The following is a 24,575-nucleotide window of genomic DNA, read 5'->3' as shown; positions in this document are numbered from 1 at the left end:
CCTGCTTATGTATGCCGTGCCCCGGGAGGCCCCGTAACCGGGTCGGGGGCGGGTGGCGGGTTCAGGCGGGGGACGTGTTGGACGCCAGCGCACCACACGCGCAGGACGTGCCCAGTCGCGGCGATGTCGGCCAGCGGGTCGCCGTCGACGAGAAGGAGGTCGGCCCGGCGGCCGGGCTCGATACTCCCCCGGTCGGCGAGGGAGAAGTGCCGGGCGGGCAGGGACGTCGCCGCGCGCAACGCCTCGGCGGGACTCAGCCCGGCCTCGACCAGCAGCCGCAGCTCCTGGTGCAGGCTCGCACCGTGCTCGACCTGGAAGGGGGCGCCGGGTTCCGCGTTGGCGTCGGTCCCGGCCAGAACAGGCACCCCGGCCGCGTGCAGAGCGGCCACGGTCGCGATACTCCCGGCGAAGCCGTCAGAAGCACCGGCACCACCGGCACCACCGGCACCACCGGCACCGATGAAGCGTGCCACTGCCTTCATCATGACCAGGGTGGGGACGGCCACCCGTCCCCCGGTGCGCATGCGGGTGACGTCGGCGGGGTCGGCGGGGGCGCCGATCGGGCAGTGGGTGATGACGTCCGCGCCGGAGTCGAGAGCCATCGTGTACGCCCCGGCCGAGGCGGCGTGCGCGACCACCCGCCGGCCTCGGGCGTGGGCGGCGTCCACGATCGCCTTGGCCACGTCGGCCTCCAGGCCGCCTCCGCCGGGCTCCTCCATGACGATCTTCACGTAGTCCGCGCCCTCCGCGATCCGGTCCGAGACCCAGCCCTCGGCCTGGCGGGCGTCGGTGACGACGGCCTCGGGGTCCTTGACCAGCATGCGGGCGTGCAACCCATCGGGCCCGATGGCGGGCAGGCCGGCGCTGCGCAGATCGGCGCTGCCCGTGGCGCCGCGCAGCGAGGCGATCAGCTCCGGCGGCCAGGAGGCCATGTCCAGGCCGGTGGTCACCCCGTGGCGGGCCAGCGCGTCCCTACTGCGGGCGTCGCGCACGTGGACGTGACTGTCGATCAGCCCGGGCAGCAGGACGGCTCCCCGGGCGTCGATCCGCTCGCCGCGCGCCGCCCCGGAGGCGATGAGCCCGTTCTCGACGACGACGGTGGTCGGCTCCGTCAGCCGCCACCCGTCGAAGACCCGCACGTTGACCAGGGCGAATGCGTTCACGATGGAGCCCTCCTCCATATAAGGGACAGATTTGTCCTCTAATGGAGTGAGGCTAGTCCCCGGGGAGCTGGCATGTCCAACGCGGCCGCGTGCCCGGGTCGGCTATAACCGGAGACGTGCTGCCGCATCCCGCCGACTCCGCCGACTCCGCACCTCGCCCCGCCGCCGATTCGGCGGGCAGGTCCACCCGCAGGCGGGGTGAGGCGCTGACCAGGGCGATCTACCGGGCCGCGTTCGAGGAGCTGGCCCGGCACGGGTACGACGCGCTCGCCTTCGACAAGCTCGCCCCCCGCGCGGGGACCGGCAAGTCGGTGCTCTACCGCCGCTGGCCGAGCCCCGCCGAGCTGCTGCTGGACGCCATGAACGATCCGGTCGAGGGGTTCGCCGACAGCTCCGTGCCCGACACCGGCACCCTGCGCGGCGACCTGCTCGCCCTGCTCGGCGGCCTGGCCCGGGTGCTCGACGAGCCGCGCGGCCGGGCCATCATCCCGCTGCTGACCGACCGGGGCCGCCCGCCGGAGCTGCACGACGCCGTCCGTACCCTGGTCATCGTCCCCCACCAGGACATCCTCATCGGACGGCTGCGCGCCGCCGCCGAGCGCGGCGAGGCGGACCCGGCGGCGGTGACGCCGCTGATCGCGTCCGTCGGGCCGCGCCTGATCCTGACCGAGACGATGCAGAAGGGGCACGTGAGCGAGGAGGACGTCGTCGCCGTCGTCGACGACGTGCTCCTGCCGCTGACCGCGCCCCGCCACCCGGCCGGGCCGAACCCCTGACCTCGCCGAACCGGCCGCGGCAGAGCGCCGCCGGTCCGGCCGCGTCGTAGCGCCGCCGGACCGGCCGGGTCAGGCCGGGCCGCCGCCCAGGCTGATCTCGTTGCCGTCGGGGTCCCGGTAGATCACCTTGGTCGCGCCCCCGTCGAACGTCTCCCGCTCCGCGGGCTCGATCCCCCGCCCCGCGACCTCGGCGACCCGCTCGTCCAGGTCGCCGACGTACAGCAGCACCAGGGCGTTCCCCGCCCGCCGCGGGTCCTGGACGATGTAGACGTAGCGGTGCTCGGCCGTCTCCCACACCGCCTCGATGTCGTTGGGCAGGAACGACGGCGGCCGCCCGAAGAACCGCTCGTACCAGGGCGAGGCCGCCGCGTAGTCGGTCACGGGGATGCCGGCGAAGAGATCCACTGTCAGGTCCTCATCCGTGTGCTGGGCCGATGTGTCACCCGTACCGACGTCCGCGGCGGCGGAAACTCATCGCCGGCCCTGCCGCGACGCCGGCTCGGGAGCGGCCGATCGGGACCAGGACCAGGTGACGGGCAGGGAGTGCACGCCGAAGATGAGCATCTCGTCACGCAGCGGCACCTGTCCCGCGGGCACGGCCAGGCGCAGGCCGGGCAGGCGGGTGATCAGCTCGCGCAGGCCGATCCGCATCTCGACCCGGGCCAGCTGCTGGCCCAGGCACTGGTGGATGCCGTGCCCGAAGGCCAGGTGCGAGGCGCGGGGGCGGCGCACGTCGAACCGGTCGGGGTCGCCCCAGTGCCGCTCGTCGCGGTTGACCTCGGGCGTGGCGATCACGACCGTGGCGCCGGCGGGGAGGTCCACGCCGCCCACGGTGACCGGCTCGGTGGTGACCCGGCTGACGCCGAGCTGGATGATCGACAGATACCGCAGCAGTTCCTCGACGGCGTCGTCGATCAGTCCCGGATCGTCACGCAGCGCGCCGAGCTGGCCGGGGTGCTCCAGCAGCGCGAAGGCGCCCAGGCCGAGCATGTTCGCGGTGGTCTCGTGGCCGGCGCCGAGCAGCACGGTGGCGATGTCGACGAGCTGGGCGTCGGTCAGCGGCGGGTCGGCGTCGTGAATGAGGCCGGAAAGCAGGTCGTCGGCGGGACGGGCGCGCTTGTCCGCGACGAACCGGCGCATGAACGCGTGCAGCGCGGCGCCCGCCTCGGCCCGCGCCTCGGGCGGCGCGGCGGAGTTGAGCGAGACGGCGGTGCGTTCCTGGAACTCGGCCCGGTCGGCGTAGTCGACGCCGAGCAGCTCGCAGATGACCAGCGAGGGCAGCGGCAGGGCGAACGCGGGGACGAGGTCGGCCTCGGTCCCGGCGGCCCGCATCGCCTCGATGTGCTCGACGGCGATCTCGGTGACCCGCTTGTCCAGGGCCCGCATCCGCCGTACCGTGAACTGGCCGGTCAGCAGCCGCCGGATCCGGGTGTGCTCGGGCGGGTCCATGAACACGAAGAGCCCGTCCTGCCGGCTCTCGACGGCCGGCGCCCGCGGCGCCTTCCCGGCCGCCAGGTCGGCCACCTCGTGCGGCCGCAGCGACATGGCCTCGCGGTGGCGAACCTTGTCGGCGCTGAAGCGCGGGTCCGCCAGGACCGTACGGGCCTCCTCGAAGCCGGTCACCAGCCAGGCCGCCGCGCCGTTCGCCAACGGCAGCGGCTGGACGGCGCCCCGCCCGCGCCGTTCCCGCAGCCCCGACGGCGGATCGAACGGGCAGCCGGCCCGCTCGACCAGGTTCGCGGGCAGGACTCCGCGCGTCGCCGTGGGGTTGGCGGCGCGGGATTCCTCGGTCAGGCTGTTGTCGGTCATCGGCACGTCCTGTTCCCGGGCGAGCCGCTCCCGGGCCCGCCCGTCCGGCGAAGGCGCAAGCGTACCGAACATACATAGCGCGCATCATTGCGTTTCGTGCACGTTTTGCGGCGGTCAGCCGCACGCCGCGCGGTGCTGGAGCAGCAGGAGCGCGATGTCGTCGGCGCGGTGCCTGGTGTGGGGCGCGTGGTCGAGCAGGCCGTCGGTGAGGTGTTCGAGGGGCTCGTCGCAGGCGCGGGTGAGGTGCGCGGCGAGCCCGCCGATGGCCTCGTCGAGGTCGGTCCCCGGCGACTCGACCAGGCCGTCGGTGTAGAGGGCCAGGACGGCGCCGGGCGGGAAGGGCGTCTGCACGGTGGGATAGTCGGCGTCGAAGTCGATGCCGAGCAGGACGCCGGGTGGCACGTCGATGACCTCGGCGGGCATGCTCGGCGGGCGCAGCAGCGGCGGGAGGTGCCCCGCGTTGGCCGCGCAGAGCGTGCGCAGCCGCAGGTTGATGTAGACGAGCAGGCAGCTGGTGAACAGGTCGGCGCGCAGGTCGATGAGCAGGCGGTTGGTGTGCATGAGCACGTCGCCGGGGCCGGCGCCGGTCGCGGCGTGGGCGTGGATGGCCGTGCGGACCTGGCCCATGAGCGCGGCGGCGGTCATGTTGTGTCCCTGGACGTCCGCGATGACGGCCGCGACGGTGGTGTCGTCGAGTTTGATGAGGTCGTAGAAGTCGCCGCCGACGCCGACGCCCCGCGTGGCCGGCACGTAGCGGGCGGCCACCTCCAGCCCGGCGATCTCGGGCAGGCTGCCGGGCAGCAGGGAGGTCTGCAGGGTGTGGGAGAGCCGGTCCTTGGTGTCGTAGACGAGGGCGCGGTCGAGCGCCGGGCCCATCATCCCGGCCAGGGCGGTGAGCGTGGCGCGCTGCTCGGCGGTGAAGGGGTGGGGCTGGTCGAAGGCGAGCACGCAGGTGCCGAAGATGTCGTCGGAGACGGCCAGCGGCAGGAACGCCCACGCCTGCATCGGATCGTCGCGGCTCAGCTCGGGATAGAGCTCGCCGAGCTCGCTCCAGCTGCCCGCGAACAGCGGCTCGCCGCTGCGCAGGACCTGCGCCACGGGCGTGGGCGCGTTCAGGGGCAGCCCGTCGAACCTGTCGAGCACGTCGGCCGGGTAGCCGTGGGAGCCGACGATCCGCATCCGGCCGCCCTCGGCGATCACGATCGTCATGGCCGCGGCCCGGAACACCGGCATGACGTGGTCGGCGATCAGGTCGACGGCCTCCCGGACGTTCAGGGCTCTGGTCAGGCCCGCCACCATGTGCAGGAAGTTGTAGTAGACGTCCACCCGGTGCATGCCCGCCGCGCCGGCGGAGGGATCGCGCGGGTAGGCGTTGGCCGGGTCGTCCTGCGCGGCGGGAGTGATGCGCAGGCTGATGCCCGACGGGTCGGGATAGAGCCAGAACCGCAGCTCGCGGCCGTCGGGATGGCGGGCGGTGCACCAGGTGAGCTCCTGGCTGACCACCGCGGCCCGGCAACGGTCCTCGAAGACCGGGTCCTTCAGCCACGCGGCCACCTCCCACAGCGGTTTCCCGCGCAGGTCGGCCACGTCGGAGCCGAGCAGGGCGGCCGCGGTCGCGTCGGCGAAGGTGATGACGCCGTCGAGGTTGAGCGCGACGCAGGCGCCCCTGAGCCGGTCGAGGTAGCCGGCCATGGCGGCATGCGGCTCCGGCATCAGGGCCCGCCCCTGCGGCAGCACGCGCGGCTCGCCGGCGGGCTCCAGCGCGTGCCCGCTGTCGGCCGCCTGCGCCAGCAGGGTGGCCATGTTGTGCGCGGCGGCCTCGACGGTCTCCCGCTCGGCGGCGGCCAGCTCGGCCGGGCGCGAGGCCGGCCAGAGCAGGACCAGCGCCCCCCACAGCCGGGACCCGTCCCACAGGGGAACGGCGACGCACGCGAACCGGTACGGCAGCGCCAGCGCCGCCCCGGGGAACCTGGCGGCCATCTCCTGGCGGTCGGGCACCCAGATCAGCCGGCGCCGGCGGACCGCCGCCGCCACCGGCGCGCTCGCGTTCGTCCTGATCCTGGTCCACGGCTTCACGATCTGGCCGGGCAGGCCGATCTCCGCCTCCATCAGCAGGATCTGCTCCCCGTCGTCCGTCGCGTCGCCGCGCGGGCCGAGCAGGTAGATAGCGCCGATGTGCGCCGTGGTGTCGCGGACGACCCGGGCCAAGGCCTCGTCCAGCCCCGCCGTGTACGGCCGGATCCGCTCGTCAGCGCGGCTCCGCACGCTCTACCTCGATCCGTCCTGCGCTGCCGTACCCGTTGGAGCTGTCATGGGTTCAATCGTAGGGAGCGGTGTCCGGGACGAGACCCGCCGTTGCCACATCTTGGCGACGGACTTGCAGGAATATGGCCCTTTGTCCGGCGTGCGCCCCCCCGAGCCCGCGCGATCACTCCGGACCCGGGGGCGCCGTGGAACGGCGGGTGACGAGGGTGGGGGTGACCGAGAAACGCACCGCGGCGGTGCGCCCGCCGATGCGTTCGAGCAGCAGCCGGCCCGCCGTCCGGCCCATGAGCGCGCCGTCCTGGTCGACGCTGGTCAGCGCGATGTGCGCGAGCCCGGTCACGCGGGCGTTGTCGTATCCGGCCACGGAGATGTCGCCGGGCACGGTCAGGCCGGCCTCGTGCACGGCCGCGAGGGCGCCGAAGGCGGCCTGGTCGGAGCCGGCGAAGATGGCGGTGGGGCGCGGGTCGCGGGACAGCAGCTCGCGGGTGCCCGCGTAGCCGCCCTCCTCGGTGTAGGAGGTGCTGGCCACGGCGATGTGCCCGGCCAGGCCGTGCTCGGTCATCACCCGTTCGTACGTGGCGGCCCTGATGGTCTGCAGCAGGGCGGTCGAGCGGCTCACGAGGGAGTCGGCGATGTGCGCGATGCGGCGGTGACCGAGCCCGATGAGGTGCTCGACCGCCAGCTCGGCCCCGACCTCGTCGTCGTCGAGGACGCAGTCGTAGCGGGAGGAGCGGTCGTGCCGGCCGAGCACCACGAGCGGGGTGTCCTCGGCCAGCTGTTCGAGCTGGGCCCTGGCGCAGGCGGGGGCGACCCAGAAGACGCCGTCCACCTGCCGGTCCACCAGCGCGTCGCTCGCGCGCCGCTCGGCGGCGGGGTCGCGGCCGCCGCTCTGCACCATGATGGCCTGGTAGCCGCCGGCGGAGATCTCGTCCGTCAGGCCGTCGATGATGTCGGCGAAGAACGGGTTCCTGATGTGCGGCAGCAGCACGCCGATGGTGAAGGTGCGCCCGCGCATGGCGCGGGCCGCGTTGTGCGGGCGGTAGCCGAGATCGTCGATGGCGGCCCGCACCTTGAGGCGCATCGCCTCGCTGACGCCGTAGGCGTCGCGCAGCACCTTCGACACCGCCGTGGTGGACACCTGGGCGTGCCTGGCCACATCGGTGATCGTCACCCTGCGCTGCCGTATGGCCATGTGCCGCCTCTCGTTCGACCGGACGCCGCTCGATTGTACGAGCCCCGCGGCACGGCCATCAGGAGTGGGTAACGTTACCCATCCAGCCCAGGAAAGCCGTCCATAAGCCCGGGATGACAGGGATGTCGATCGGGGACCGTTCCCCATCCGAGTCTTGACGCCCTGCTAGGTAACGCTTACGTTAACTCCCATCGGGGGACGGTTAAAACGTTTCAACGAACCCGGAGGGGCGTTGTGAAGACCTCGCACCGCATGGCGGGAGCGGCCCTGGCCGTTCTCACGACGGCGGCCCTGACCTCGTGCGGCTCCGGCTCGGGCGCCGGTTCGGGGCCGGCCGCCGACGGCTCGGTCACGCTGAAGTTCCTCGTCGACAACAGCATGGGCACCACCGCCACCGCCAAGGCGCTCACGGACGCCTTCATGCGGGCCAATCCCCAGATCAAGATCGAGACGGAGACGCGGCCGGGAGGCAGCGAGGGCGACAACATCGTCAAGACCCGTCTCTCGACGGGCGACATGTCGGATGTGTTCTGGTACAACTCCGGCTCGCTGCTCCAGGCGCTCAACCCCGCGCAGACCATGGTCGACCTCACCGGCGACCCGGTGCTGGCCGGCGTGCAGCAGGACTACCTGCCGGTGGTGAGCCAGGACGGCAAGGCGTACGGCGTCCCCGCCGGCACGCTGACCGGCGGCGGCATCCTCTACAACCGCAAGATCTACGAACGCCTGAAGCTGAAGGTGCCCAAAACCTGGGCCGAGTTCATGGCCAACAACGACACGATCAAGGCGGCCGGGATCACCCCCGTGATCGGCACGTTCAAGGACAGCTGGACCTCGCAGCTGTTCGTGCTCGGCGACTTCTTCAACGTGCAAGCGGCGGTGCCGGCCTTCGCCCGCGACTACACCGCGAACAAGGTCAAGTTCGCCGGCACCCCGGCCGCCCAGGCCGGGTTCGAGCACCTGGCCGAGGTGCACGCCAAGGGTTACCTGAACGAGGGCTTCGGCTCGGCGACCAACGATCAGGGCGTCAAGATGCTGGCCGAGGGCAAGGGCGCCCACTACGCGATGCTCAGCTCCGCCCTGCCGCCGGTGATCGCCACGCTGCCGCAGGCGGCCACGGACGTCGGCTTCTTCGGCATCCCGGGCCCCGACGCGTCACGCAACGGCGCCACCGTCTGGGAGCCGGCCGCCGTCTACATCGCCAAGACGAGCGAGAACGTGGCGGCGGCCAAGAAGTTCCTGGCGTTCATCGCCTCGCCGCCGGCCGCCGAGGCGGTCACCGCGGCCGTCCCGCCGACGGGGCCGTACCGGATCAAGGGCGCCGAGCTGCCCGAGGACGCCATCCAGGCCGCGAAGGACCTGCAGGCCTACGTCGACGAGGGCGCCACGGCCCCGGCGCTGGAGTTCGTCTCCCCGGTCAAGGGCCCGTCGCTGGAGCAGATCACGGTCGCGGTCGGCTCCGGGCTGACGCCGCCCGCCGAGGGGGCCGCCCAGTACGACAAGGACGTGGAGAAGCAGGCCAAGCAGCTGGGTCTCGCGGGGTGGTGACCAGGCAGCACGTCGGGCCCCGCACGGGGCCCGGCCCGGTCCCCGGCCCCGGCCGTGCCTCCCGCCGCCGGCGCGACGCGGCCTACCCGTACGCGCTGTACCTGCCCGCCGCCGTCGTCTTCGGAGTCATCTTCCTGGTGCCGACGGCCATGGCCTTCTACTTCGCGCTCACCCGGTGGACGCTGTTCGACAGCACGTTCGTCGGCCTGGACAACTTCCGCGACTTCCTGGCCGAGCAGAACCTCAGCATCGGCTTCGGCAACACTCTGTTCTACGCGGTGCTCACCAGCGGGCTCAAGGTCGTGCTCGGGCTGCTGCTGGGCGTGCTGCTCACCTCGCGGCTGCGGCTGCGCGGCTTCCTGCGCTCGGTGGTGTTCTTCCCGACGCTGGTCTCCACGGTGGCCGTCGGCATCACCTTCAGCATGCTCCTCAAGCCGGACACGGGCCTGGTGAACGAGGCGCTGGCGGTGGTGGGGGTGGACGGGCGCGACTGGCTCGGCGACGCCTCCACTGCGCTGTTGTCGGTGGCGCTGGTGGACGTGTGGAAGGGCGTGGGGCTGGCCACCGTCATCTACATCGCCGGCATCATGTCGATCCCGACGGAGTACTACCAGGCCGTGGCCGTGGACGGGGGCGGCGCCTGGCACCGGTTCCGGCACATCACGCTGCCGCTGAGCTGGCCGGCGACGTACTCGGTGATCATCCTGTCGTTCATCGGCGGGCTGCGCTCGTTCGACCTCATCTGGACGATGACCCGCGGCGGGCCCGGCTTCACCAGCGACACCATCGCCTCGATCATCTACAAGCAGTATCAGGCCGGTTTCTTCGGCCTGTCGACCGCGGGCAACGTGCTGCTCTTCCTCATCGTCACGGTCATCGCCGTGCCGCTCAACCATTTCCTCGGCAAGAGGCAGGTCGCCGTATGAGGGCGCTGCGCAGGCTCGGCGCGGAATCGGTCACGCTGGTGCTGGCCACCGTGATCTTCCTGGTTCCGTTCGCGTTCATGCTGCTGACGGCGGTCAAGGACCAGACGCAGGCCACCGACCTCGACTTCGCCTGGCCGACCGACTGGCCGATCGTGGCGAACTTCGTCGCCGTGGTCGAGGCGCGCGACTACGTGCTGCTGCGCGCCTACGTCAACAGCACCGTCATCACGGTCGCCTCCGTGGCGCTGCTGGTCGTCTTCGCGTCGATGGCCGCGTTCGTGCTGCAGCGCCGTCCCGGCCGGGTGTCCAGGCTGGCCGGCTTCCTCGTGCTGTCGGGGCTGATCATCCCGCCGGCGGTCGTGCCGACCATCTGGCTGCTGCAGGCGCTCGGCCTGTTCAAGACCCTGCCGGGGATGATCCTGGCCGAGGTGTCCTTCCATCTGTCGTTCGCGATGCTGCTGTTCCGGGCGTTCATCGCGGCCATCCCGCGCGAGCTGGACGAGGCCGCCCAGATCGACGGCTGTGGCGGCTTCCGCCTGTTCTTCCGCGTCATCTTCCCGCTGCTGCGGCCGGTCACCATCACCGTCATCCTGGTCAGCTCGGTGAACATCTTCAACGACTTCGTCAACCCGCTCTACCTGCTGCCCGGCGACGAGAACGCCACCGTGCAGGTCACCCTCTACAACTTCCAGAGCCAGTACAACACCCAGTGGAACCTGCTGTTCATGGACATCGTGCTCATCACGATCCCGCCGCTGCTGCTGTTCATCTTCTTCAACCGCAAGATCGTCGCCGGTATGACCGCCGGCGCCGTCAAGGGCTAAGGAGCGCCTTGCTACACGTCAGCACGCCTGCCTTCGAACACCACGACGACCTTCTCGGCATCGGTGAGGCCTCGCCCCGCCTGTCCTGGACCGTGACCACCGACCTGCCCGGGTGGCGGCAGGCCGCGTACGAGATCGAGCTGAGCGACGGCACCGCCACCGGCCGGATCGAGTCGCGGGACTCGGTGCTCGTGCCCTGGCCGGGCGCGCCGCTGCGGTCGCGCGAGCGGCGCGGCGCGCGGGTGCGCGTGCACGGCGCCGACGGCTCGGCCGGCGCGTGGAGCGACTGGTCCTACGCGGAGGCCGGCCTGCTGGATCCGGCCGACTGGCGGGCGGACGCCGCCGCGCCGCCGCTGGAGCTGCTGGACGCGCCGGACGGGCCCGCGCCGCTGCTGCGCCGCGAGTTCACCGCCCGCGCCCCGGTCGAGCGGGCCCGCCTGTACGTGAGCGCGCACGGCACGTACGAGATCGAGCTCAACGGCCGCGTGGTCGGCGACGACGTGCTCGCGCCCGGCTGGAGCAGCTACGGCCACCGGCTGCTCTACCGCACCCACGACGTGACCGGCCTGCTGCGCGAGGGCGGCAACGCGCTCGGCGCCACCCTGGCCGACGGCTGGTACCGCGGCCGCATCGGCTTCGCCGGCGGCAGGACCGGCGTCTACGGCGACCGCACGGCGCTCATCGCCCAGCTGGAGATCACCTACGCCGGCGGCGGCACCGACGTGGTGACCACCGACGGCTCCTGGCGCTGTGCGAGCGGCCCCGTCACCGCGGCGAGCCTGTACGACGGCGAGCACCACGACGCCCGCCTGCTCCCGGCCGGCTGGTCGGAGCCCGGCTTCGACGACTCCTCCTGGCTGCCCGCCGACCCGCTCCCCCACGACGCCGCCCTGCTCGCCGCCCCCACCGGCCCGCCCATCCGCAGGACGGAGACGCTGCGCCCGGCCGCGATCCTGACCGGCCCGTCAGGGGAGACGATCCTCGACTTCGGCCAGAACATCGCCGGCCGCCTGCGCGTCCGCGTCCAGGGCCCCGCCGGGCACACGATCACGTTGCGCCACGCCGAGGTCCTGGAGGACGGCGCGCTCGGGGTGCGGCCGCTGCGCGGCGCCGCCGCCCTCGACCGGTACACGCTGCGCGGCGACGCCTTCCTGGAGACCTACGAGCCGCGCTTCACCACGCACGGCTTCCGCTACGCCCAGATCGACGACTGGCCGGGCGAGCTGGACCCCGCCGCCGCAGAAGCCGCCGTCGAGGCCGTCGTCTGCCACACCGACATGCGCGCCGCCGGCGACTTCACCTGCTCCGACCCGCTGCTCAACCGGCTGCACGACAACGTGCGGTGGAGCATGCGCGGCAACTACGTCGGCCTGCCCACCGACTGCCCGCAACGCGACGAGCGGCTCGGCTGGACCGGCGACATCCAGGTCTTCGCCCCTGCCGCCGCGTTCCTGTACGCCTGCGCGGGGCCGCTGACGTCGTGGCTCGCCGACCTGGCGGCCGACCAGGCGCAGGCGGGCACCGTGCCGCCCTACGTGCCGTGGGTCGAGCTGAAGTCCGCCCCCACGCCCACCGCCGCCTGGGGTGACGCGGCCGTGCTCGTCCCGTGGGTGCTCTACGAGCGCACCGGCGACCTGGGCGTGCTGGCCGCCCAGTACGCGAGCATGACCGCGTGGGTGGACCAGGTCGCCGGCCTCACCCACGACCATCTGTGGGACGAGGGCTTCCAGTTCGGCGACTGGCTCGACCCCGCCGCTCCCCCTGAGCACCCGGGCCGGGCGCGCACCGATCACGCGCTCGTGGCCACCGCCTGCCACGCCTGGTCGGCCCGCGTCCTCGCCGACGCGGCGGCGCTGCTCGGCCACTCCGGCGACGCCGCCCGCTACGCGGCCCTCGCGGGCGAGGTGCGGGCGGCCTTCCGCCGCGAGTTCGTCACCCCGTCGGGCCGGCTGGCCTGCGACACCCAGACCGCCTACGCCCTCGCCCTGCACCTGGACCTGCTCGACGGGCCCGAGCAGCGCGAGCGGGCCGGGCGGCGGCTCGTGGAGCTGGTCGCCGCCGACGACCACCGCATCGGCACCGGGTTCGTCGGCACCCCGCTCGTCTGCGACGCCCTGTGCTCGGTCGGCGCGTACGACACCGCGTACGCCCTGCTCACGCAGCGCGAGTGCCCGTCGTGGCTGTATCCGGTGACGATGGGCGCGACCACCGTCTGGGAGCGCTGGGACAGCATGCTGCCCGACGGCCGGATCAACCCGGGCGAGATGACCTCCTTCAACCACTACGCCCTCGGGGCCGTGGCCGACTTCCTGCACCGCACGGTGGCCGGCCTGGCCCCGGCCGAGCCCGGCTACCGGCGGCTGCGCATCGCGCCCCGTCCCGGCGGCGGGCTGACGCACGCCTCGGCCCGGCTGGACACGCCGTACGGGCCGGCCGCGGTCTCCTGGACCACGGACGGCGGCACGCTGACCGTCGAGGCCACCGTGCCGCCGGGCACGTCGGCGCTGGTGGAGCTGCCGGGGGCGGAGCCGCGGGAGGTGGGGGCGGGCACCCACACGTTCGTGAGCTGACGGCCCGGCTCAGGCGCGGTGGTACTGGGCGGGGACGGCGACCCGCCCGCCCAGTTCCCCGGCGGCGCGGCGGGCCCAGTACGGGTCGCGCAGGAGCTCGCGGCCGAGCAGGACCGCGTCCGCCCGGCCCGCGGCGACGATCTCCTCGGCCTGGGCGGGCTCGGTGATCTCGCCGACCGCCGCCACGGGCATGCCGACCTCGTCGCGGACCCGCTCGGCGAAGGGCACCTGGTAGCCGGGGCCGGTCACCACCCTGGCGCCGGGGGCGTTGCCGCCGCTGGAGACGTCCAGCAGGTCGACGCCGCGGGCGTGCAGGTGCTTGGCGAACCGTACGGTGTCGTCGGCCGTCCAGCCGTCGCGCTCGTCCTCCGCGTTCTCGGTGAGCCAGTCGGTGGCCGAGACGCGGAAGAAGACGGGCAGGTCGTCCGGCCACACGGCGCGGACGGCGTCCACGACCTCCAGGGCGAGGCGGATCCGGCCCTCGAACGTGCCGCCGTACCCGTCGGTGCGGTGGTTGCTGTGCGGGGAGAGGAACTCGTGGAGGAGGTAGCCGTGGGCGCCGTGGATCTCGGCCACCTCGAACCCGGCCGCGAGCGCCCGCCGGGCGGCGGCGGCGAACTGCCCGACGACCTCGCCGATCCCGTCCGCGGTCAGCTCCTGCGGGGTCGTCGACTCCGGGCCGAACGGGACGGCGCTGGGGCCGAACGGGATCCAGGCGTGCGGCTCGCCGGGCTTGAGCGGGCGGCCCTGCTCGACCCAGGTGCGTTCGGTCGAGGCCTTGCGGCCGGCGTGGGCGAGCTGGACGGCCGGGACGGAGCCCTGCGTCCTGATGAACGCGGTGATCCGGCGGAAGGCGTCCACCTGGACGTCGTTCCAGATGCCGAGGTCATAGGGTGAGATGCGGCCTTCCGGGCTAACCGCGGTGGCCTCGGTCATGACCAGGCCGGTGCCGCCGGTGGCGCGGGCGCCCAGGTGCGAGAGGTGCCAGTCGGTCGGCGCGCCGGCCGACTCCCCCTCCGGCGCGGCACTGTACTGGCACATCGGGGCCATCCAGATCCGGTTGGGGATGGTCAGTGACCTGAGGTCGTACGGGGTGAGCAGGGCGGCCACGGGGATGCTCCTCGTCAGTACTCATGATTTACTTGCACACGCCTTCTATTTATATCCGCGACTAGCCGCGCACGCAATTTCCCCTGGCTGTGGCGGCAGATCCGCGGCCCGCTATCTTGGCCCCTGTGATCCGCGCGGTAGTGCTCGACGTCGACGACACCCTCTGCCTCACCGAGGCCGCCTGCTTCGACCTGGAGAACGACGTGCTCGCGCGCCTCGGCCGCGAGCCCATGTCCCGGGCCGCGCACGTGGCCACCTGGGGGCAGCCCCTGCTCCAGGCGATGCCGCGGCGCTCGCCCGGCCTCGATCTCGACGCCTTCACCGCCGTCTATCCGGAGGTGCTCAGGGCGTACGTGGCGGCCGGCCGGCTGGACGTCGTCGCGCCGGATAACCTGCGCGCCCTCGACGAACTCGCCGCCGCCGGCCGCAGCCTCATGCTGCTCACCTCACGCACCGAGGCGGAGATGGAGCACCTCATGGCGCCCGGCCACGCGCTGGCGGGGCGGATCGCCGCCGTCTACCACGCCGGCAACGTCCGCCACGGCAAGCCCGACGCCCGCGCCTTCGACGAACTGCTCGCCGCCACCGGCCTGGAGCCCCGGCAGTGCCTGTACGTGGGCGACTCCCCCGGCGACGCCCAGGCCGCCAACGGCGCGGGCCTGCGCTTCGCCGCCTGCCTGCAGAGCGGCCTGCGGCAACGCGCCGACTTCGCCCCGCACCACGTGGACGCCTTCCTCGACGCCTTCCCCGACCTGGTCCACACCGTCGCCCACCTGGAGACCCCGGCGGCGGCCGGGTGCGATCATCGTAGGGATGAAGGAGAGATGCGTCTTCTGCGAGATCGTCGCTGACCGGGCCCCCGCCTACCGGGTCCTGGAGGACGAGCACGCGGTGGCGTTCCTGACCATCGCCCCCGCCACACCGGGCCACACCCTGGTCGTGCCCCGCGATCACGCGCGGGACCTGTGGGACCTGCCGGAACACGGCTTCGCCGAGGTGGCCCGGCTGGTGCATCGCGTGAGCGCCCTGCTGCGGACGGCGCTGGCCCCGGACGGGATGTCCGTCACGCACGCAACCGGAGCGGCGGCCGGGCAGGAGGTCTTCCACTTCCACGCCCACGTCGTCCCGCGCTGGCACGGCGACGACGCGCGGGTGATGTGGAACTGCCGCCGGGCCGCGCCGGAGGAGCTGCGAGAGGTGCTGGAACGGGTCAGCGCGGCGCGCGGGCGGTAGCCGCGGGCGGCGGCACGAGTTGCGCGATGCAAATCTTGCACACTGCTATGAACACTGCTCACCTCCGCTGCGTATCCATGAGTGACCAGCGCCGCAGGGCGGCCACATCCCCGACCCCCGGAAGAGGTGGCCATGCGAATCCGCCGTAGCCGTCACGTCATCATCGTCTGTGGCATCGGCCTGCTCTGCTCGACGAGCGCCTGCACCACCTACACGCCGACGCCCGTCTCGGACGTGGCCGCCCTCAGCACGGCCACCGCCGGCATCACCGCGGAGCCGGACGACCCGGCCTCCTCCCCCGCCGAGGAGGAGGAGACGGAACCCGCGACCCGGCAGACGGAATGGGGGCCCCTGTCGGAGGCCGACCAGGAGCTCGTCCGCAAGGTACGGCTGGCCAGCCTGTGGGAGATGCCCATGGCGCAGGACGCGGTGCAGCGGGCCAGCACCGCCCGGGTGCGTGAGGTCAGCGAGACGATCGCGTCCCAGCACCACACCCTCGACCGCCGGGTACGGGAGGCGGCCTCGAAGCTGGAGATCAAGCTGCCGGTGAAGCCCACGGCGCAGCAGCAGTCCTGGATGAGCGACATCTCCAGCAAGTCGGGGGCCGCCTACGACGCCACGTACGTCAAATGGCTGCGGCTGGCCCACGGCCAGATCTTCGGCCTGATCGGCGCGGTCCGCGGCAGCACCCAGAACACGCTGATCCGCCGCTTCGCCGAGCAGTGCAACAGCGCGGTGCTCAACCACCAGCGCCTGCTGGAGAGCACCGGCCTGACCACCCCGGCGAGCTTCCCCTCCCCGCCCGCCACCTGACCCGGCTAACGCTGCAGCCGCACCTTGGCGTCAGCGGGGTTCTCGCAGGCACGGGACTGCGCGTCGGCGCAGGCGTACTCCCCCGACGACAGCATCAGGACGATGCCCATCATGAAGACGGCGCAGGTCAGCAGCATCAGCATGAGCCACACCTGGAGAAGACCGTCCCGCCCGCGAGGCCCCCGCCTGCGCGCCGAGGAGGCTCCGGACAGCAACGCGTCGAGTTCGGGATCCTCCCTCGACAGGCGCGCGTCCATCTCCTCGAGCGCGCGGCTCTCCTCCCCGGAAAGGCCCATGCCTCACATCCCCTCGACGGCCGGTGACTGACCATTCAGCCGCACTCAGCATGCCGCATGAAGTGAACGTTGCATACTGCAATAAAGCTGTGATGCCGCACGCCCGGTCACGCGTGCTCCCAGACGTACGCGGCGACCTCGGCGTGGGTGGCGTACCAGACGCCGTCGTGCGCGCCGATGTGCTCGACCAGCCCGCTCAGCGCGATCATCCGGGAGCGGTGGCCGATGACGTGCGGGTGCATGGTGAGCTGGAACAGGCCGCCCTCCGCGAGGGCGGCGTCGAACTCGTCGCGCCAGATCCCGGCCACCTGCCGCGGCGGCGTGTACGGCCGGCTCCCCGTCTGCGGGTCCATCCTCAGGTACGGCGCGTCGTCCCTGATCCACTCGACCGGGATCTCCACCACGCCGGTCGGCTCGCCGTCGGCCAGCAGCTCGTACGGCTCGTCGTCGGCCATGAGCGAGGAGTCGTACCGCAGGCCCAGCTCGCGGGTGATGGCGAGGGTGTGGTCGGAGAAGTCCCACGACGGGGTGCGCAGGCCCACGGGGCGGGTGCCGGAGAGCCGTTCCAGGGTGTCGGCGGCGCGGAAGGCCAGCTCGCGCTCGGTGGCCGGGTCGAGCAGCAGGTTGCGTTCGTGGATCCAGCCGTGCAGGGCGACCTCGTGGCCGGCGGCGGCGTAGTCGCGTACCTCGCCGGGGTGCAGCAGCGCCGAGACCGCCGGCACGAAGAACGAGGCGGGGATGCGGTGCTGTTCCAGCAGGCGCAGGATGCGCGGGGCGGCGGCGCGGGAGCCGTACTCGCCCTGGGAGAGCCGGCCCGGCCGGGTCTCGCCGTCGCGCAGCGGGAGCGTCTCGTGGTCGGAGTCGAAGGAGAGGGCGACGGCGACGCGGGCGCCGCCGGGCCAGGAGCTGGGGCGCAGGCTCCGCCCGGCACGCACGCGCTCGACGTGGCCACGCCACGTGGGCTCGTCCCACTGCCAGGGCTGCTGTTCGGTCATGACGCGACGATAACCCGATATATCCGGATAACGAACCGGGTCATGCCGCGGGACGCCATTCCCGCCTGGCGAATTCGGGTCGGCGTCGTGCCGCGCGCCGGATCCTCGGCCACCTGGCAGCAGCGACTTCGCGCCGATCTCCTTACTGCCTCCCGGCCGAGGACGGCGGCGCTCGCTTCGGGCGGCAATCCGCCAACTGGTCAAGGCAGGTCGTGCACCATCCCCCGCTATGAAGGACGCCATTCTCGGCTGCTTTTCAGGCGGCATTCCGACGAAATTACGGGTGCATTCCTCTGGATTACTGATAAGCCCTCGCCGGGCCGCGAATTCGCCTCGGCATACAATCGCTGGCGTGAGAAGGAACCTGCCTCGCCGATGGGCGTGCCTCATCCTGGGCGGGGCGCTGCTGATGCCGTACATGATGGTCGGGGTGCTGATCTCGGGCCTGGTGCGCGGCCGACCGGCCGACCTGCTGCTGCCGCTCGAGGTGGGCGTGTTCGTCGCGATGCTGCCCGTGGTGGCCGTGACCGGGCTGTTCCTGCCGGTGCGGGCGCTGGAGCTCAACGCGGCGCAGGGCCTGCTCGGGGCGCGGGTGGAGACGCCGCCGCGGCAGGCGGGCAGGTCCTGGGAGGAACGGCGGCGCACCGCCGCCTGGTTCACGCTGCACCTGGGCGTCGGCGGCGTGGTCAGCGGCTGCACGCTGGCGATCGTGCCGTTCACGATGTTCACGCTCGCCCTCCCGTTCACCGGGGGGACGAGGATGCTCGGCATGGACGTCGCCCCCGGCCGGCCCGCCGTGGGCTGGGCGCTGGCCGGGCTGGCGCTGCTGGCGGCGCTGGTCGTGCTCGCGGCGGGCGCGGGCGAACTGCTGGCCAGGCTGGCGCCCGTCCTGCTCGGCCCCACTCCGTCCGAACGGCTGGCCGCCGCCGAAGAACGGGCCAGGACGCTGGCCGAGCGCAACCGGCTGGCCCGCGAACTGCACGACTCGGTGGGACACGCGCTCAGCGTCGTCACTCTGCAGGCCGCCGCCGCGGGGAAGGTCCTCGACCGCGATCCGGGCACGGCCAGGACCGCGCTGGCCGCGATCGAGCATTCGGCCCGCGCCGCCCTGGAGGACCTCGACCACGTCCTCGGCGTTCTGCGCCACGGCGAGGAACCCCGTCCTGCTGCCGCACCGGAACGCGACCACCGCGAGAAGGCCCGTGGAAGCTCCCCAGCCGGCGCCGCGTATGAGGAGGCGCCTGACGGGGAGACGCCCGGCCGGAAGGCGCCTGACGGGGAGACATCTGATGGGGAGACGCCTGACGGGGACGCGAGTCCGCGCGTGCCGCAGCCGGGCCGGCGCGCGCCTCAGGCGACGCTGGCCGATCTCGGTACGCTCGTGGACGCCTCGGGAGCCGAGGTGCACCAGGACGTCGGCGATCTGTCGGGGGTGCCGGCCATGGTGTCGCGGGAGGCGTACCGGATCCTGCAAGAGGCCCTGACGAACGCGATCAGGCACGGCCGCGGCCCCGTGCGCCTGACCGCCGCCGTCGAGGACGGCGAGCTGCGCCTGGAGGTCGCCAACGACGGCCGCCACGGCAGCGCGACCCGGACCGGAGGCAGGGGCGTGGCGGGCATGCGCGAACGCGTACGGCTGCTGCGCGGCGACCTCCAGGCGGGCCCGACCGACGCCGGATGGCAGGTCACCGCCCGCCTCCCGCTACGGTCGGGTGCATGACACTCAGAGTCGTGATCGCCGACGACGAGGACCTCATCCGGGCCGGTCTGCGCGTCATCCTCGACGCCGAGCCGGATCTCAGCGTGGTCGGTGAGGCCGCCGACGGCGCCGCGGTGCTGCCCGTGGTGCGCCGGGAGCGGCCCGACGTCGTTCTCATGGACGTGCGCATGCCCGCCCTCGACGGCATCCGCGCCACCGAGCGGCTGATGGCGCTGGACGAGCCGCCCAAGGTGCTGGTGGTGACCACGTTCGAGAACGACGACCACGTCTACGACGCGCTGCTGGCCGGGGCCAGCGGCTTCCTGCTCAAGCGCACGCGTCCGGACGATCTGGTCCAGGCCGTACGGCTGGTCGCGTCGGGCGAGTCGCTGCTGTTCCCCGCCGCGATCAGGAGACTGGCCGGCCGCCGCACTCCGAGCCCCTCCCCCGCCCGCGTGCCCGGCATCGACCGCCTGACCGGCCGCGAGGGCGACGTGCTGCGCCTCATGACCAAGGGCCTGTCGAACCAGGAGATCGCGGCCGATCTGGTCGTCAGCCAGGAGACGGTCAAGACGCACGTGGGCAACGTGCTGGCCAAGCTGGGCGCCCGTGATCGCACCCAGGCCGTGATCGCCGCCTACGAGTCGGGCTTCGTGTCTCCGTCCGACTGACGACGGAACACCCGCCTCGACCGACGGAGCACCCGTCCGCTCGGCGACGGCTCCCGTCCGGCTAAGGACGGATCCCGCCGCGCCGCATGAGCTCGGCGACGGGCAGCACGGTCGCCTCCGCCGCGCTCAGCCCGGTGGCGGCCAGCGCCCGGTCCACCAGGTTCAGCCCGACCGCGTATCCCGCCATGTCAGGAATGCCGCGCGGCTCCTGCCCGAAACGGACCATGGCGCTGTCACCCAGCACGTACGCCGACGTGTGCTGCATCCCGGCCAGATCGAAATCGGCCATGATCAGCTCGTACGCCCGGTCGAACGCCTCCCCTTGCACCATCGACGACCACGGCCCCATCGCCTCGGCCCCCGACAGTTCCCTGACGAACGCCTCGGCCAGCCCCTCGGCCACCACGTGCTCGCCGACGGTCACCGTGACCGGGTTCCACTCGACGTTGGTGTAGCGCACGTTGTGGTGGAACTCGTGCACCGCCAGATGACAGATCCGCCCGAGCACCTCCTCCGACGGCCAGGCCAGCAGGTAGAGCCAGCCGGGCGCGCCGCCCATGCCGTAGTAGCCGCCGGCCGTCGTCATCAGGTGCTCGTTGTCAGGGTTGCCCATCATGAACATGATCTGCAGCGATTCGACCTGCTTGGCCCCGTGCAGCCGCTCTGAGGCCCGTTCCAGCTCGTGCCGCACCTGCCCGAGCACGTCGGCCTCGATCATGCGCCGCACGGCGGGCAGGTAACGCGGGTCCTCGGTGTCGACCAGGAAGCCGCCGCCCTGCTGGTGGATGTCGACGATGTCGCCGGGCATCGGGATCACCTCGCGGATGGGCGCCAGCACCTCCCGCAACAGGCCGGGCCGCCGCTCCAGCGGCTGCTCCAGCAGATCGGCCATCGCCGTCAGCGTGTCGTGAACGATGAATTCCATGCCGGCGACGCTAAAGCCTCACGTTACGTGAGACTCAACCGGATTAACCGTCAGAGCGGCGCCTCATCGCCCGGGTCCTCCCCCGGCGAGCGGCCCGGCGTGCTCGGCCCGCTCTGACTCGGTGACGGCGACTGCGACGGCGAAGGCTGCGGCATCGGCGTCTCGGGCGTCGGCGGCGGCGTCGGCACGAACACCGTGGGCGGCAGCTGCCGCGGCTGCGGCTCGCTGTCGCGCCGCCCGAGCAGCATCACCAGCAGGATGACCGTCACCAGCAGGAGCAGCAGCACCAGGGTCAGCGCCGCCAGCAGCACCCGCTTGCGCGTCTCGGTCAGCGGCCTGGGCGGACGCCCCGGACCCGGAAGCGCCGGCGCGCGGTCGGTCAGCCAGTACGGGACGAAGTCGGGCCCGTGCGCCGCCCCGATGAACGTCCCGCCCACCATGACCGGATCGAGGAACCACTCGGCCCCCGGCTGCCCCGGCGCGTACGGCACCGCCACCCACGGCGCCCGCCCACCCTCGTACGCCAGCACCTCCGGCGCGCCGTCCAGCACCGCGCCCCGCGACCGCCCGGGACGCCCCAGCCGGCCGCGCAACCCGGAACGCTCGCGCCCGCCGGCCTCCCTGATCGCGGTGACGAACCGATCGCGCGCCGCGGCGTCGTACGCGGCCCCCCGGGTGAGCACGGCCAGCGACACGGCCCGCCCGTCGGGCGACTGCGCCAGGTAGACGAACCCGGCGGGTGCCGCGTGCAGGCGTGCCTGCACCACGTAGGGACCGAGCCCGGGCGGATCACCGTACTGCAGGGGACTTGCCACGTTTGCCATGAAAGCACAGACGTGGCGTCGTGCACGTTTGCGGCGCGTTTGGTGGAATGGCGTCATGAGCGTCGCCGAAGAGTTGCCGGGCGGAAACGACGCGGCACTGCTGCGTCAGAGTCTCGACGAGGTCCGGCGTGTCATCGTCGGACAGGACCACATGGTCGAAAGACTGATCGTGGCCCTGCTCGCGCGCGGGCACTGCCTGCTCGAAGGCGTGCCGGGCGTCGCCAAGACGCTCGCCGCCTCCACCCTGGCCACCGTCGTGGGCGGCACGTTCGCCCGGATCCAGTTCACCCCCGACCTCGTGCCGAGCGACATCGTCGGCACCCGCGTCTTCCACCCCTCCAACGAGAAGTTCGATGTCGAGCTCGGCCCCGTGTTCGTCAACTTCCTGCTGGCCGACGAGATCAACCGCGCCCCCGCCAAGGTCCAGTCGGCGCTGCTGGAGGTGATGGCCGAGCGCCAGGTCACCCTCGCCGGCGTCACCCACCCGCTGCCGAGGCCGTTCATCGTGCTGGCCACCCAGAACCCGATCGAGTCCGAGGGCGTCTACCCCCTGCCCGAGGTGCAGCGCGACCGGTTCCTGTTCCGGGTGCGGGTGCCGCATCCCAGCGCCCACGAGGAGCTGGAGATCCTGCACCGGATGAGCGTCACCCCGCCGGTCCCCGAGCGGGTGCTCGACCCCGCCCGGCTGCTGGCGCTGCAGGAGGCCGCCGAGCAGGTCTCGGTGCACCAGCTCGTCGCCGACTACGTCGTCCGGCTGGTCATGTCCACCCGGGCCCCCGCCGAGTACGGGCTGGCCGACCTCACCGAGACCATCGAGATCGGCGTCAGCCCCCGCGCCACCCTGGGCCTGGTCTCGGCCGGGCGGGCCCTGGCCCTGCTGCGCGGCCGCGACTACCTGCTGCCCGACGACGTACGCGACGTCGCCGTGGACGTCATGTCCCACCGGCTCATGCTCACCTTCGACGCCCTGGCCGACGGCGTCGACCCCGAGCAGGTCGTCAAGCAGATCCTGCACGCCGTACCCCCGCCCCTCGTCGTCTGGAACCAGAACCGTTGACCACCACCGCTGAGCAAGCCCTGCGGCGGCTCGAACTGACCGTCACCCGCCGCCTCGACGGGCTGCTGCACGGCGCCCACCAGGGGCTGCTGCCCGGCACCGGCAGCGAGGCCGGCGACAGCCGCGTCTACGTGCCCGGCGAGGACGACGTGCGCCGCATGGACTGGGCGGTCACCGCCCGCACCACCATCCCCCACGTGCGCGACCTCATCGCCGACCGCGAGCTGGAGACCTGGGCGCTGGCCGACCTGTCCCCCAGCATGGACTTCGGCACCGCCGACAGCGACAAGCGCGACCTGGTCGTGGCCGCCGTCGGCGCCCTCGGGTTCCTGTCCAGCCGGATGGGCGACCGCTTCGGCGCGCTCGTCCTGCACGACGAGTACGTGCACCGCATGCCCGCCCGCACCGGCCGCCCCGCCCTCTACGGACTGCTGCACTCCCTCATGGACGCCCCCCGCGGCCGGATCGTCGACGACCCGCCCGACCTGGCCGAGGGCATCGAGGTGCTGTCGGCCACCCGCAGGCGGCGCGGCATGCGGGTGATCGTCTCCGACTTCCTCGACGCCGAGCCCGACCTCGACCCCGACGCCGAACGGCCGTGGGAGCGCCCCATCAGGCGGCTCGCCGCCCGCCACCAGGTGCTGGCCGTCGAGATCATCGACCCGCGCGAGCTGGAGCTGCCCGACGTCGGCCGGGTCGCGTTCGCCGACCCCGAGACCGGGAACGTACGCGAAGTGCACCTCACGCCTAAAATCCGGCACGCGTACGCGGAGGCGGCCGCCCTCCAGCGCGAGGGCACCCGCCTGGCTCTGCGCCGCGCCGGCATCGCCCACCTCGTCCTGCGCACCGACCGCGACTGGGTGTTCGACGTCGCGCAGTTCGTGCTGCGCCAGCGGCGCACGAGCCACCTCGCCCACCGGAGGCCCTCCGCATGACATTCCTCGCCGCGGGCTGGTTGTGGCTGTTCGTCCTGGTGCTGCTGCTGGCCGCCGGCTACGTGCTGGCGATGTTCGCCCGCCGCCGCTACACCGTGCGCTTCACCAACCTGGCCCTGCTCAACCTGGTCGCCCCCGCCGGCCCCGGCTGGCGCCGGCACGTCGCGCCCGGCCTGTTCCTGCTGATGATGTCGCTGCTCGTCGTGGGCGCCGCCAAGCCCGCCGACGAGGTACGCGTCCCCCGCGACCGCGCCACCATCATGATCGCCCTCGACGTGTCCCTGTCCATGGACGCCGACGACGTCCAGCCCGACCGCATCAGCGCCGCCAAGGCCGCCGCCCAGGCGTTCGCCAAGGAGCTGCCCGACCGCTTCAACGTGGGCGTCGTCTCCTTCGCCCGCTCGGCCAACGTCGTCATCTCCCCCACCACCGACCACCAAGCCGTGGTGACCGCCATCGGCAACCTCACCACCCGTCCCGGCACGGCCATCGGCGAGGCCGTCTTCAACGCGCTCGACTCGCTGCGCTCCTTCGACCAGCAGGCCGCCACCGACCCGCCGCCGGCCGCCATCGTGCTGCTGTCCGACGGCGACAACACCTCGGGGCGGTCGGTGAACGAGGCCATCGAGGCCGCCCAGCAGGCCCGCGTGCCGGTCTCCACGATCGCGTACGGCACCCAGGAGGGCACCGTCTCCATCGACGGCCGGCCCGTGAACGTCCCGGTCAACAAGCAGACCCTGCAGTCGCTGTCCGACGGCACCACCGGCCGCGCCTACACCGCCGAGTCCGGCAGCGAGCTGCGCGAGGTCTACGAGCAGATCGGCACCTCACTCGGCTACAAGCTGGTCAACCAGGAGATCACGCAGTGGTTCATCGTGGCCGCGATCCTGGCCGGGGTGCTGGTGGCGGGCGCCGCGGTCCTGTTCGGTTCGCGGATCCCGTAA

General features: G+C 72.7%; 23 protein-coding genes. 13 read left to right on the top strand and 10 right to left on the bottom strand.

Annotated elements, in window-relative coordinates; all coding sequences use genetic code 11:
• Positions 1 to 5 precede the first annotated feature (5 nt).
• On the bottom strand, positions 6 to 1,163 hold the full coding sequence (locus B0I32_RS11880) for an amidohydrolase family protein (RefSeq protein WP_245955771.1): 1,158 nt from the start codon (positions 1,161 to 1,163) through the stop codon (positions 6 to 8).
• Between the two features lie 116 nt (positions 1,164 to 1,279).
• Between B0I32_RS11880 and B0I32_RS11875 the strand changes: the two genes are divergently transcribed.
• Positions 1,280 to 1,939, top strand: coding sequence for a TetR/AcrR family transcriptional regulator (locus B0I32_RS11875; RefSeq protein WP_219911739.1), 660 nt, complete (start codon positions 1,280 to 1,282; stop codon positions 1,937 to 1,939).
• 69 nt (positions 1,940 to 2,008) lie between these two features.
• Here the strand turns inward: B0I32_RS11875 and B0I32_RS11870 are convergent, their stop codons facing one another.
• The 4 genes from B0I32_RS11870 to B0I32_RS11855 all read right to left on the bottom strand — a co-directional run bounded on the left by B0I32_RS11870 (position 2,009) and on the right by B0I32_RS11855 (position 7,205).
• Positions 2,009 to 2,344 carry a VOC family protein gene (locus B0I32_RS11870; RefSeq protein ID WP_245955770.1) on the bottom strand — a complete coding sequence of 112 codons (336 nt, stop codon included), beginning with the start codon at positions 2,342 to 2,344 and terminating at the stop codon, positions 2,009 to 2,011.
• 66 nt (positions 2,345 to 2,410) lie between these two features.
• Positions 2,411 to 3,748, bottom strand: a complete 1,338-nt coding sequence (locus B0I32_RS11865; protein ID WP_106238280.1) for a cytochrome P450 — start codon at positions 3,746 to 3,748, stop codon at positions 2,411 to 2,413.
• A 114-nt stretch (positions 3,749 to 3,862) separates the two neighbouring features.
• Positions 3,863 to 6,013, bottom strand: coding sequence for a SpoIIE family protein phosphatase (locus B0I32_RS11860; protein ID WP_219911738.1), 2,151 nt, complete (start codon positions 6,011 to 6,013; stop codon positions 3,863 to 3,865).
• 163 nt (positions 6,014 to 6,176) lie between these two features.
• Positions 6,177 to 7,205 (bottom strand): LacI family DNA-binding transcriptional regulator, encoded by a 1,029-nt coding sequence (locus B0I32_RS11855; protein WP_106237753.1) that lies wholly within the window; start codon positions 7,203 to 7,205, stop codon positions 6,177 to 6,179.
• A 234-nt stretch (positions 7,206 to 7,439) separates the two neighbouring features.
• Here B0I32_RS11855 and B0I32_RS11850 point away from each other — a divergent pair, with 234 nt between their 5' ends.
• The 4 genes from B0I32_RS11850 to B0I32_RS11835 are packed head-to-tail and all read left to right on the top strand — an operon-like array spanning position 7,440 to position 13,073.
• On the top strand, positions 7,440 to 8,753 hold the full coding sequence (locus B0I32_RS11850; protein ID WP_219911737.1) for an ABC transporter substrate-binding protein: 1,314 nt from the start codon (positions 7,440 to 7,442) through the stop codon (positions 8,751 to 8,753).
• A complete protein-coding gene (locus B0I32_RS11845) occupies positions 8,750 to 9,679 on the top strand; it encodes a carbohydrate ABC transporter permease (RefSeq protein ID WP_219911736.1) in 930 nt (309 codons plus the stop codon). The genes B0I32_RS11850 and B0I32_RS11845 overlap by 4 nt, the downstream gene beginning before the upstream one ends.
• Positions 9,676 to 10,503 carry a carbohydrate ABC transporter permease gene (locus tag B0I32_RS11840; RefSeq protein WP_106237751.1) on the top strand — a complete coding sequence of 276 codons (828 nt, stop codon included), beginning with the start codon at positions 9,676 to 9,678 and terminating at the stop codon, positions 10,501 to 10,503. The genes B0I32_RS11845 and B0I32_RS11840 overlap by 4 nt, the downstream gene beginning before the upstream one ends.
• 8 nt (positions 10,504 to 10,511) lie before the next feature.
• Positions 10,512 to 13,073, top strand: a complete 2,562-nt coding sequence (locus B0I32_RS11835; RefSeq protein ID WP_106237749.1) for a glycoside hydrolase family 78 protein — start codon at positions 10,512 to 10,514, stop codon at positions 13,071 to 13,073.
• A 9-nt stretch (positions 13,074 to 13,082) separates the two neighbouring features.
• Here the strand turns inward: B0I32_RS11835 and B0I32_RS11830 are convergent, their stop codons facing one another.
• Complete coding sequence (locus tag B0I32_RS11830; protein WP_106237747.1) at positions 13,083 to 14,183, bottom strand: NADH:flavin oxidoreductase/NADH oxidase; 1,101 nt, start codon at positions 14,181 to 14,183, stop codon at positions 13,083 to 13,085.
• Between the two features lie 125 nt (positions 14,184 to 14,308).
• Here B0I32_RS11830 and B0I32_RS11825 point away from each other — a divergent pair, with 125 nt between their 5' ends.
• From B0I32_RS11825 to B0I32_RS11815, 3 genes are all read left to right on the top strand, one after another.
• Positions 14,309 to 15,034, top strand: a complete 726-nt coding sequence (locus B0I32_RS11825; RefSeq protein ID WP_219911735.1) for an HAD family hydrolase — start codon at positions 14,309 to 14,311, stop codon at positions 15,032 to 15,034.
• Entirely contained in the window at positions 14,997 to 15,416 is a 420-nt protein-coding gene (locus B0I32_RS11820) for an HIT family protein (protein WP_106237745.1), read from the top strand. The genes B0I32_RS11825 and B0I32_RS11820 overlap by 38 nt, the downstream gene beginning before the upstream one ends.
• Before the next feature lie 132 nt (positions 15,417 to 15,548).
• Positions 15,549 to 16,229 carry a DUF4142 domain-containing protein gene (locus tag B0I32_RS11815; RefSeq protein ID WP_106237743.1) on the top strand — a complete coding sequence of 227 codons (681 nt, stop codon included), beginning with the start codon at positions 15,549 to 15,551 and terminating at the stop codon, positions 16,227 to 16,229.
• A gap of 5 nt (positions 16,230 to 16,234) precedes the next feature.
• On the opposite strand, the gene B0I32_RS11810 is transcribed toward B0I32_RS11815, so the two are convergent.
• A complete protein-coding gene (locus B0I32_RS11810) occupies positions 16,235 to 16,525 on the bottom strand; it encodes a DUF3040 domain-containing protein (protein WP_106237741.1) in 291 nt (96 codons plus the stop codon).
• A gap of 107 nt (positions 16,526 to 16,632) precedes the next feature.
• Positions 16,633 to 17,520, bottom strand: a complete 888-nt coding sequence (locus tag B0I32_RS11805) for a polysaccharide deacetylase family protein (protein ID WP_106237739.1) — start codon at positions 17,518 to 17,520, stop codon at positions 16,633 to 16,635.
• Positions 17,521 to 17,872: 352 nt separating this feature from the next.
• Between B0I32_RS11805 and B0I32_RS11800 the strand changes: the two genes are divergently transcribed.
• Together B0I32_RS11800 and B0I32_RS11795 are read left to right on the top strand one after the other, a co-directional pair.
• Positions 17,873 to 19,240 carry a sensor histidine kinase gene (locus tag B0I32_RS11800; RefSeq protein WP_245955769.1) on the top strand — a complete coding sequence of 456 codons (1,368 nt, stop codon included), beginning with the start codon at positions 17,873 to 17,875 and terminating at the stop codon, positions 19,238 to 19,240.
• Positions 19,237 to 19,890, top strand: a complete 654-nt coding sequence (locus B0I32_RS11795) for a response regulator transcription factor (RefSeq protein ID WP_106237734.1) — start codon at positions 19,237 to 19,239, stop codon at positions 19,888 to 19,890. Before B0I32_RS11800 ends, B0I32_RS11795 begins: the two co-directional genes overlap by 4 nt.
• Before the next feature lie 61 nt (positions 19,891 to 19,951).
• Here the strand turns inward: B0I32_RS11795 and B0I32_RS11790 are convergent, their stop codons facing one another.
• Positions 19,952 to 20,815, bottom strand: coding sequence for a DUF2268 domain-containing putative Zn-dependent protease (locus B0I32_RS11790; protein ID WP_106237731.1), 864 nt, complete (start codon positions 20,813 to 20,815; stop codon positions 19,952 to 19,954).
• Positions 20,816 to 20,865: 50 nt separating this feature from the next.
• Positions 20,866 to 21,639 (bottom strand): hypothetical protein, encoded by a 774-nt coding sequence (locus B0I32_RS11785; RefSeq protein WP_181307274.1) that lies wholly within the window; start codon positions 21,637 to 21,639, stop codon positions 20,866 to 20,868.
• A gap of 55 nt (positions 21,640 to 21,694) precedes the next feature.
• Here B0I32_RS11785 and B0I32_RS11780 point away from each other — a divergent pair, with 55 nt between their 5' ends.
• From B0I32_RS11780 to B0I32_RS11770, 3 genes are read left to right on the top strand one after another with little or no spacing between them, the layout of a single operon-like run.
• Complete coding sequence (locus B0I32_RS11780) at positions 21,695 to 22,696, top strand: AAA family ATPase (RefSeq protein WP_106237728.1); 1,002 nt, start codon at positions 21,695 to 21,697, stop codon at positions 22,694 to 22,696.
• Positions 22,693 to 23,631 (top strand): DUF58 domain-containing protein, encoded by a 939-nt coding sequence (locus B0I32_RS11775; protein WP_245955768.1) that lies wholly within the window; start codon positions 22,693 to 22,695, stop codon positions 23,629 to 23,631. The genes B0I32_RS11780 and B0I32_RS11775 overlap by 4 nt, the downstream gene beginning before the upstream one ends.
• The gene (locus B0I32_RS11770; protein ID WP_106237726.1) at positions 23,628 to 24,575 is read left to right on the top strand and encodes a VWA domain-containing protein; all 948 of its coding nucleotides are present in this window, start codon (positions 23,628 to 23,630) and stop codon (positions 24,573 to 24,575) included. The genes B0I32_RS11775 and B0I32_RS11770 overlap by 4 nt, the downstream gene beginning before the upstream one ends.

Origin of the sequence: Nonomuraea fuscirosea (assembly GCF_003001935.1) — a bacterium.
GTDB classification, from domain to species: Bacteria; Actinomycetota; Actinomycetes; order Streptosporangiales; family Streptosporangiaceae; genus Nonomuraea; species Nonomuraea fuscirosea.
Note: the sequence above shows the minus strand (reverse complement) of the source record. Positions and strands in the feature narration are given on the sequence as shown.

Coding starts and splice junctions, on each gene's coding strand:
- B0I32_RS11770 (WP_106237726.1), top strand. CDS start 23,628: ATGACATTCCTCGCCGCGGGCTGGTTGTGGCTGTTCGTCCTGGTGCTG.
- B0I32_RS11820 (WP_106237745.1), top strand. CDS start 14,997: ATGAAGGAGAGATGCGTCTTCTGCGAGATCGTCGCTGACCGGGCCCCC.
- B0I32_RS11790 (WP_106237731.1), bottom strand. CDS start 20,815: ATGGAATTCATCGTTCACGACACGCTGACGGCGATGGCCGATCTGCTG.
- B0I32_RS11805 (WP_106237739.1), bottom strand. CDS start 17,520: ATGACCGAACAGCAGCCCTGGCAGTGGGACGAGCCCACGTGGCGTGGC.
- B0I32_RS11810 (WP_106237741.1), bottom strand. CDS start 16,525: ATGGGCCTTTCCGGGGAGGAGAGCCGCGCGCTCGAGGAGATGGACGCG.
- B0I32_RS11865 (WP_106238280.1), bottom strand. CDS start 3,748: ATGACCGACAACAGCCTGACCGAGGAATCCCGCGCCGCCAACCCCACG.
- B0I32_RS11855 (WP_106237753.1), bottom strand. CDS start 7,205: ATGGCCATACGGCAGCGCAGGGTGACGATCACCGATGTGGCCAGGCAC.
- B0I32_RS11780 (WP_106237728.1), top strand. CDS start 21,695: ATGAGCGTCGCCGAAGAGTTGCCGGGCGGAAACGACGCGGCACTGCTG.
- B0I32_RS11785 (WP_181307274.1), bottom strand. CDS start 21,639: ATGGCAAACGTGGCAAGTCCCCTGCAGTACGGTGATCCGCCCGGGCTC.
- B0I32_RS11840 (WP_106237751.1), top strand. CDS start 9,676: ATGAGGGCGCTGCGCAGGCTCGGCGCGGAATCGGTCACGCTGGTGCTG.
- B0I32_RS11795 (WP_106237734.1), top strand. CDS start 19,237: ATGACACTCAGAGTCGTGATCGCCGACGACGAGGACCTCATCCGGGCC.
- B0I32_RS11815 (WP_106237743.1), top strand. CDS start 15,549: ATGCGAATCCGCCGTAGCCGTCACGTCATCATCGTCTGTGGCATCGGC.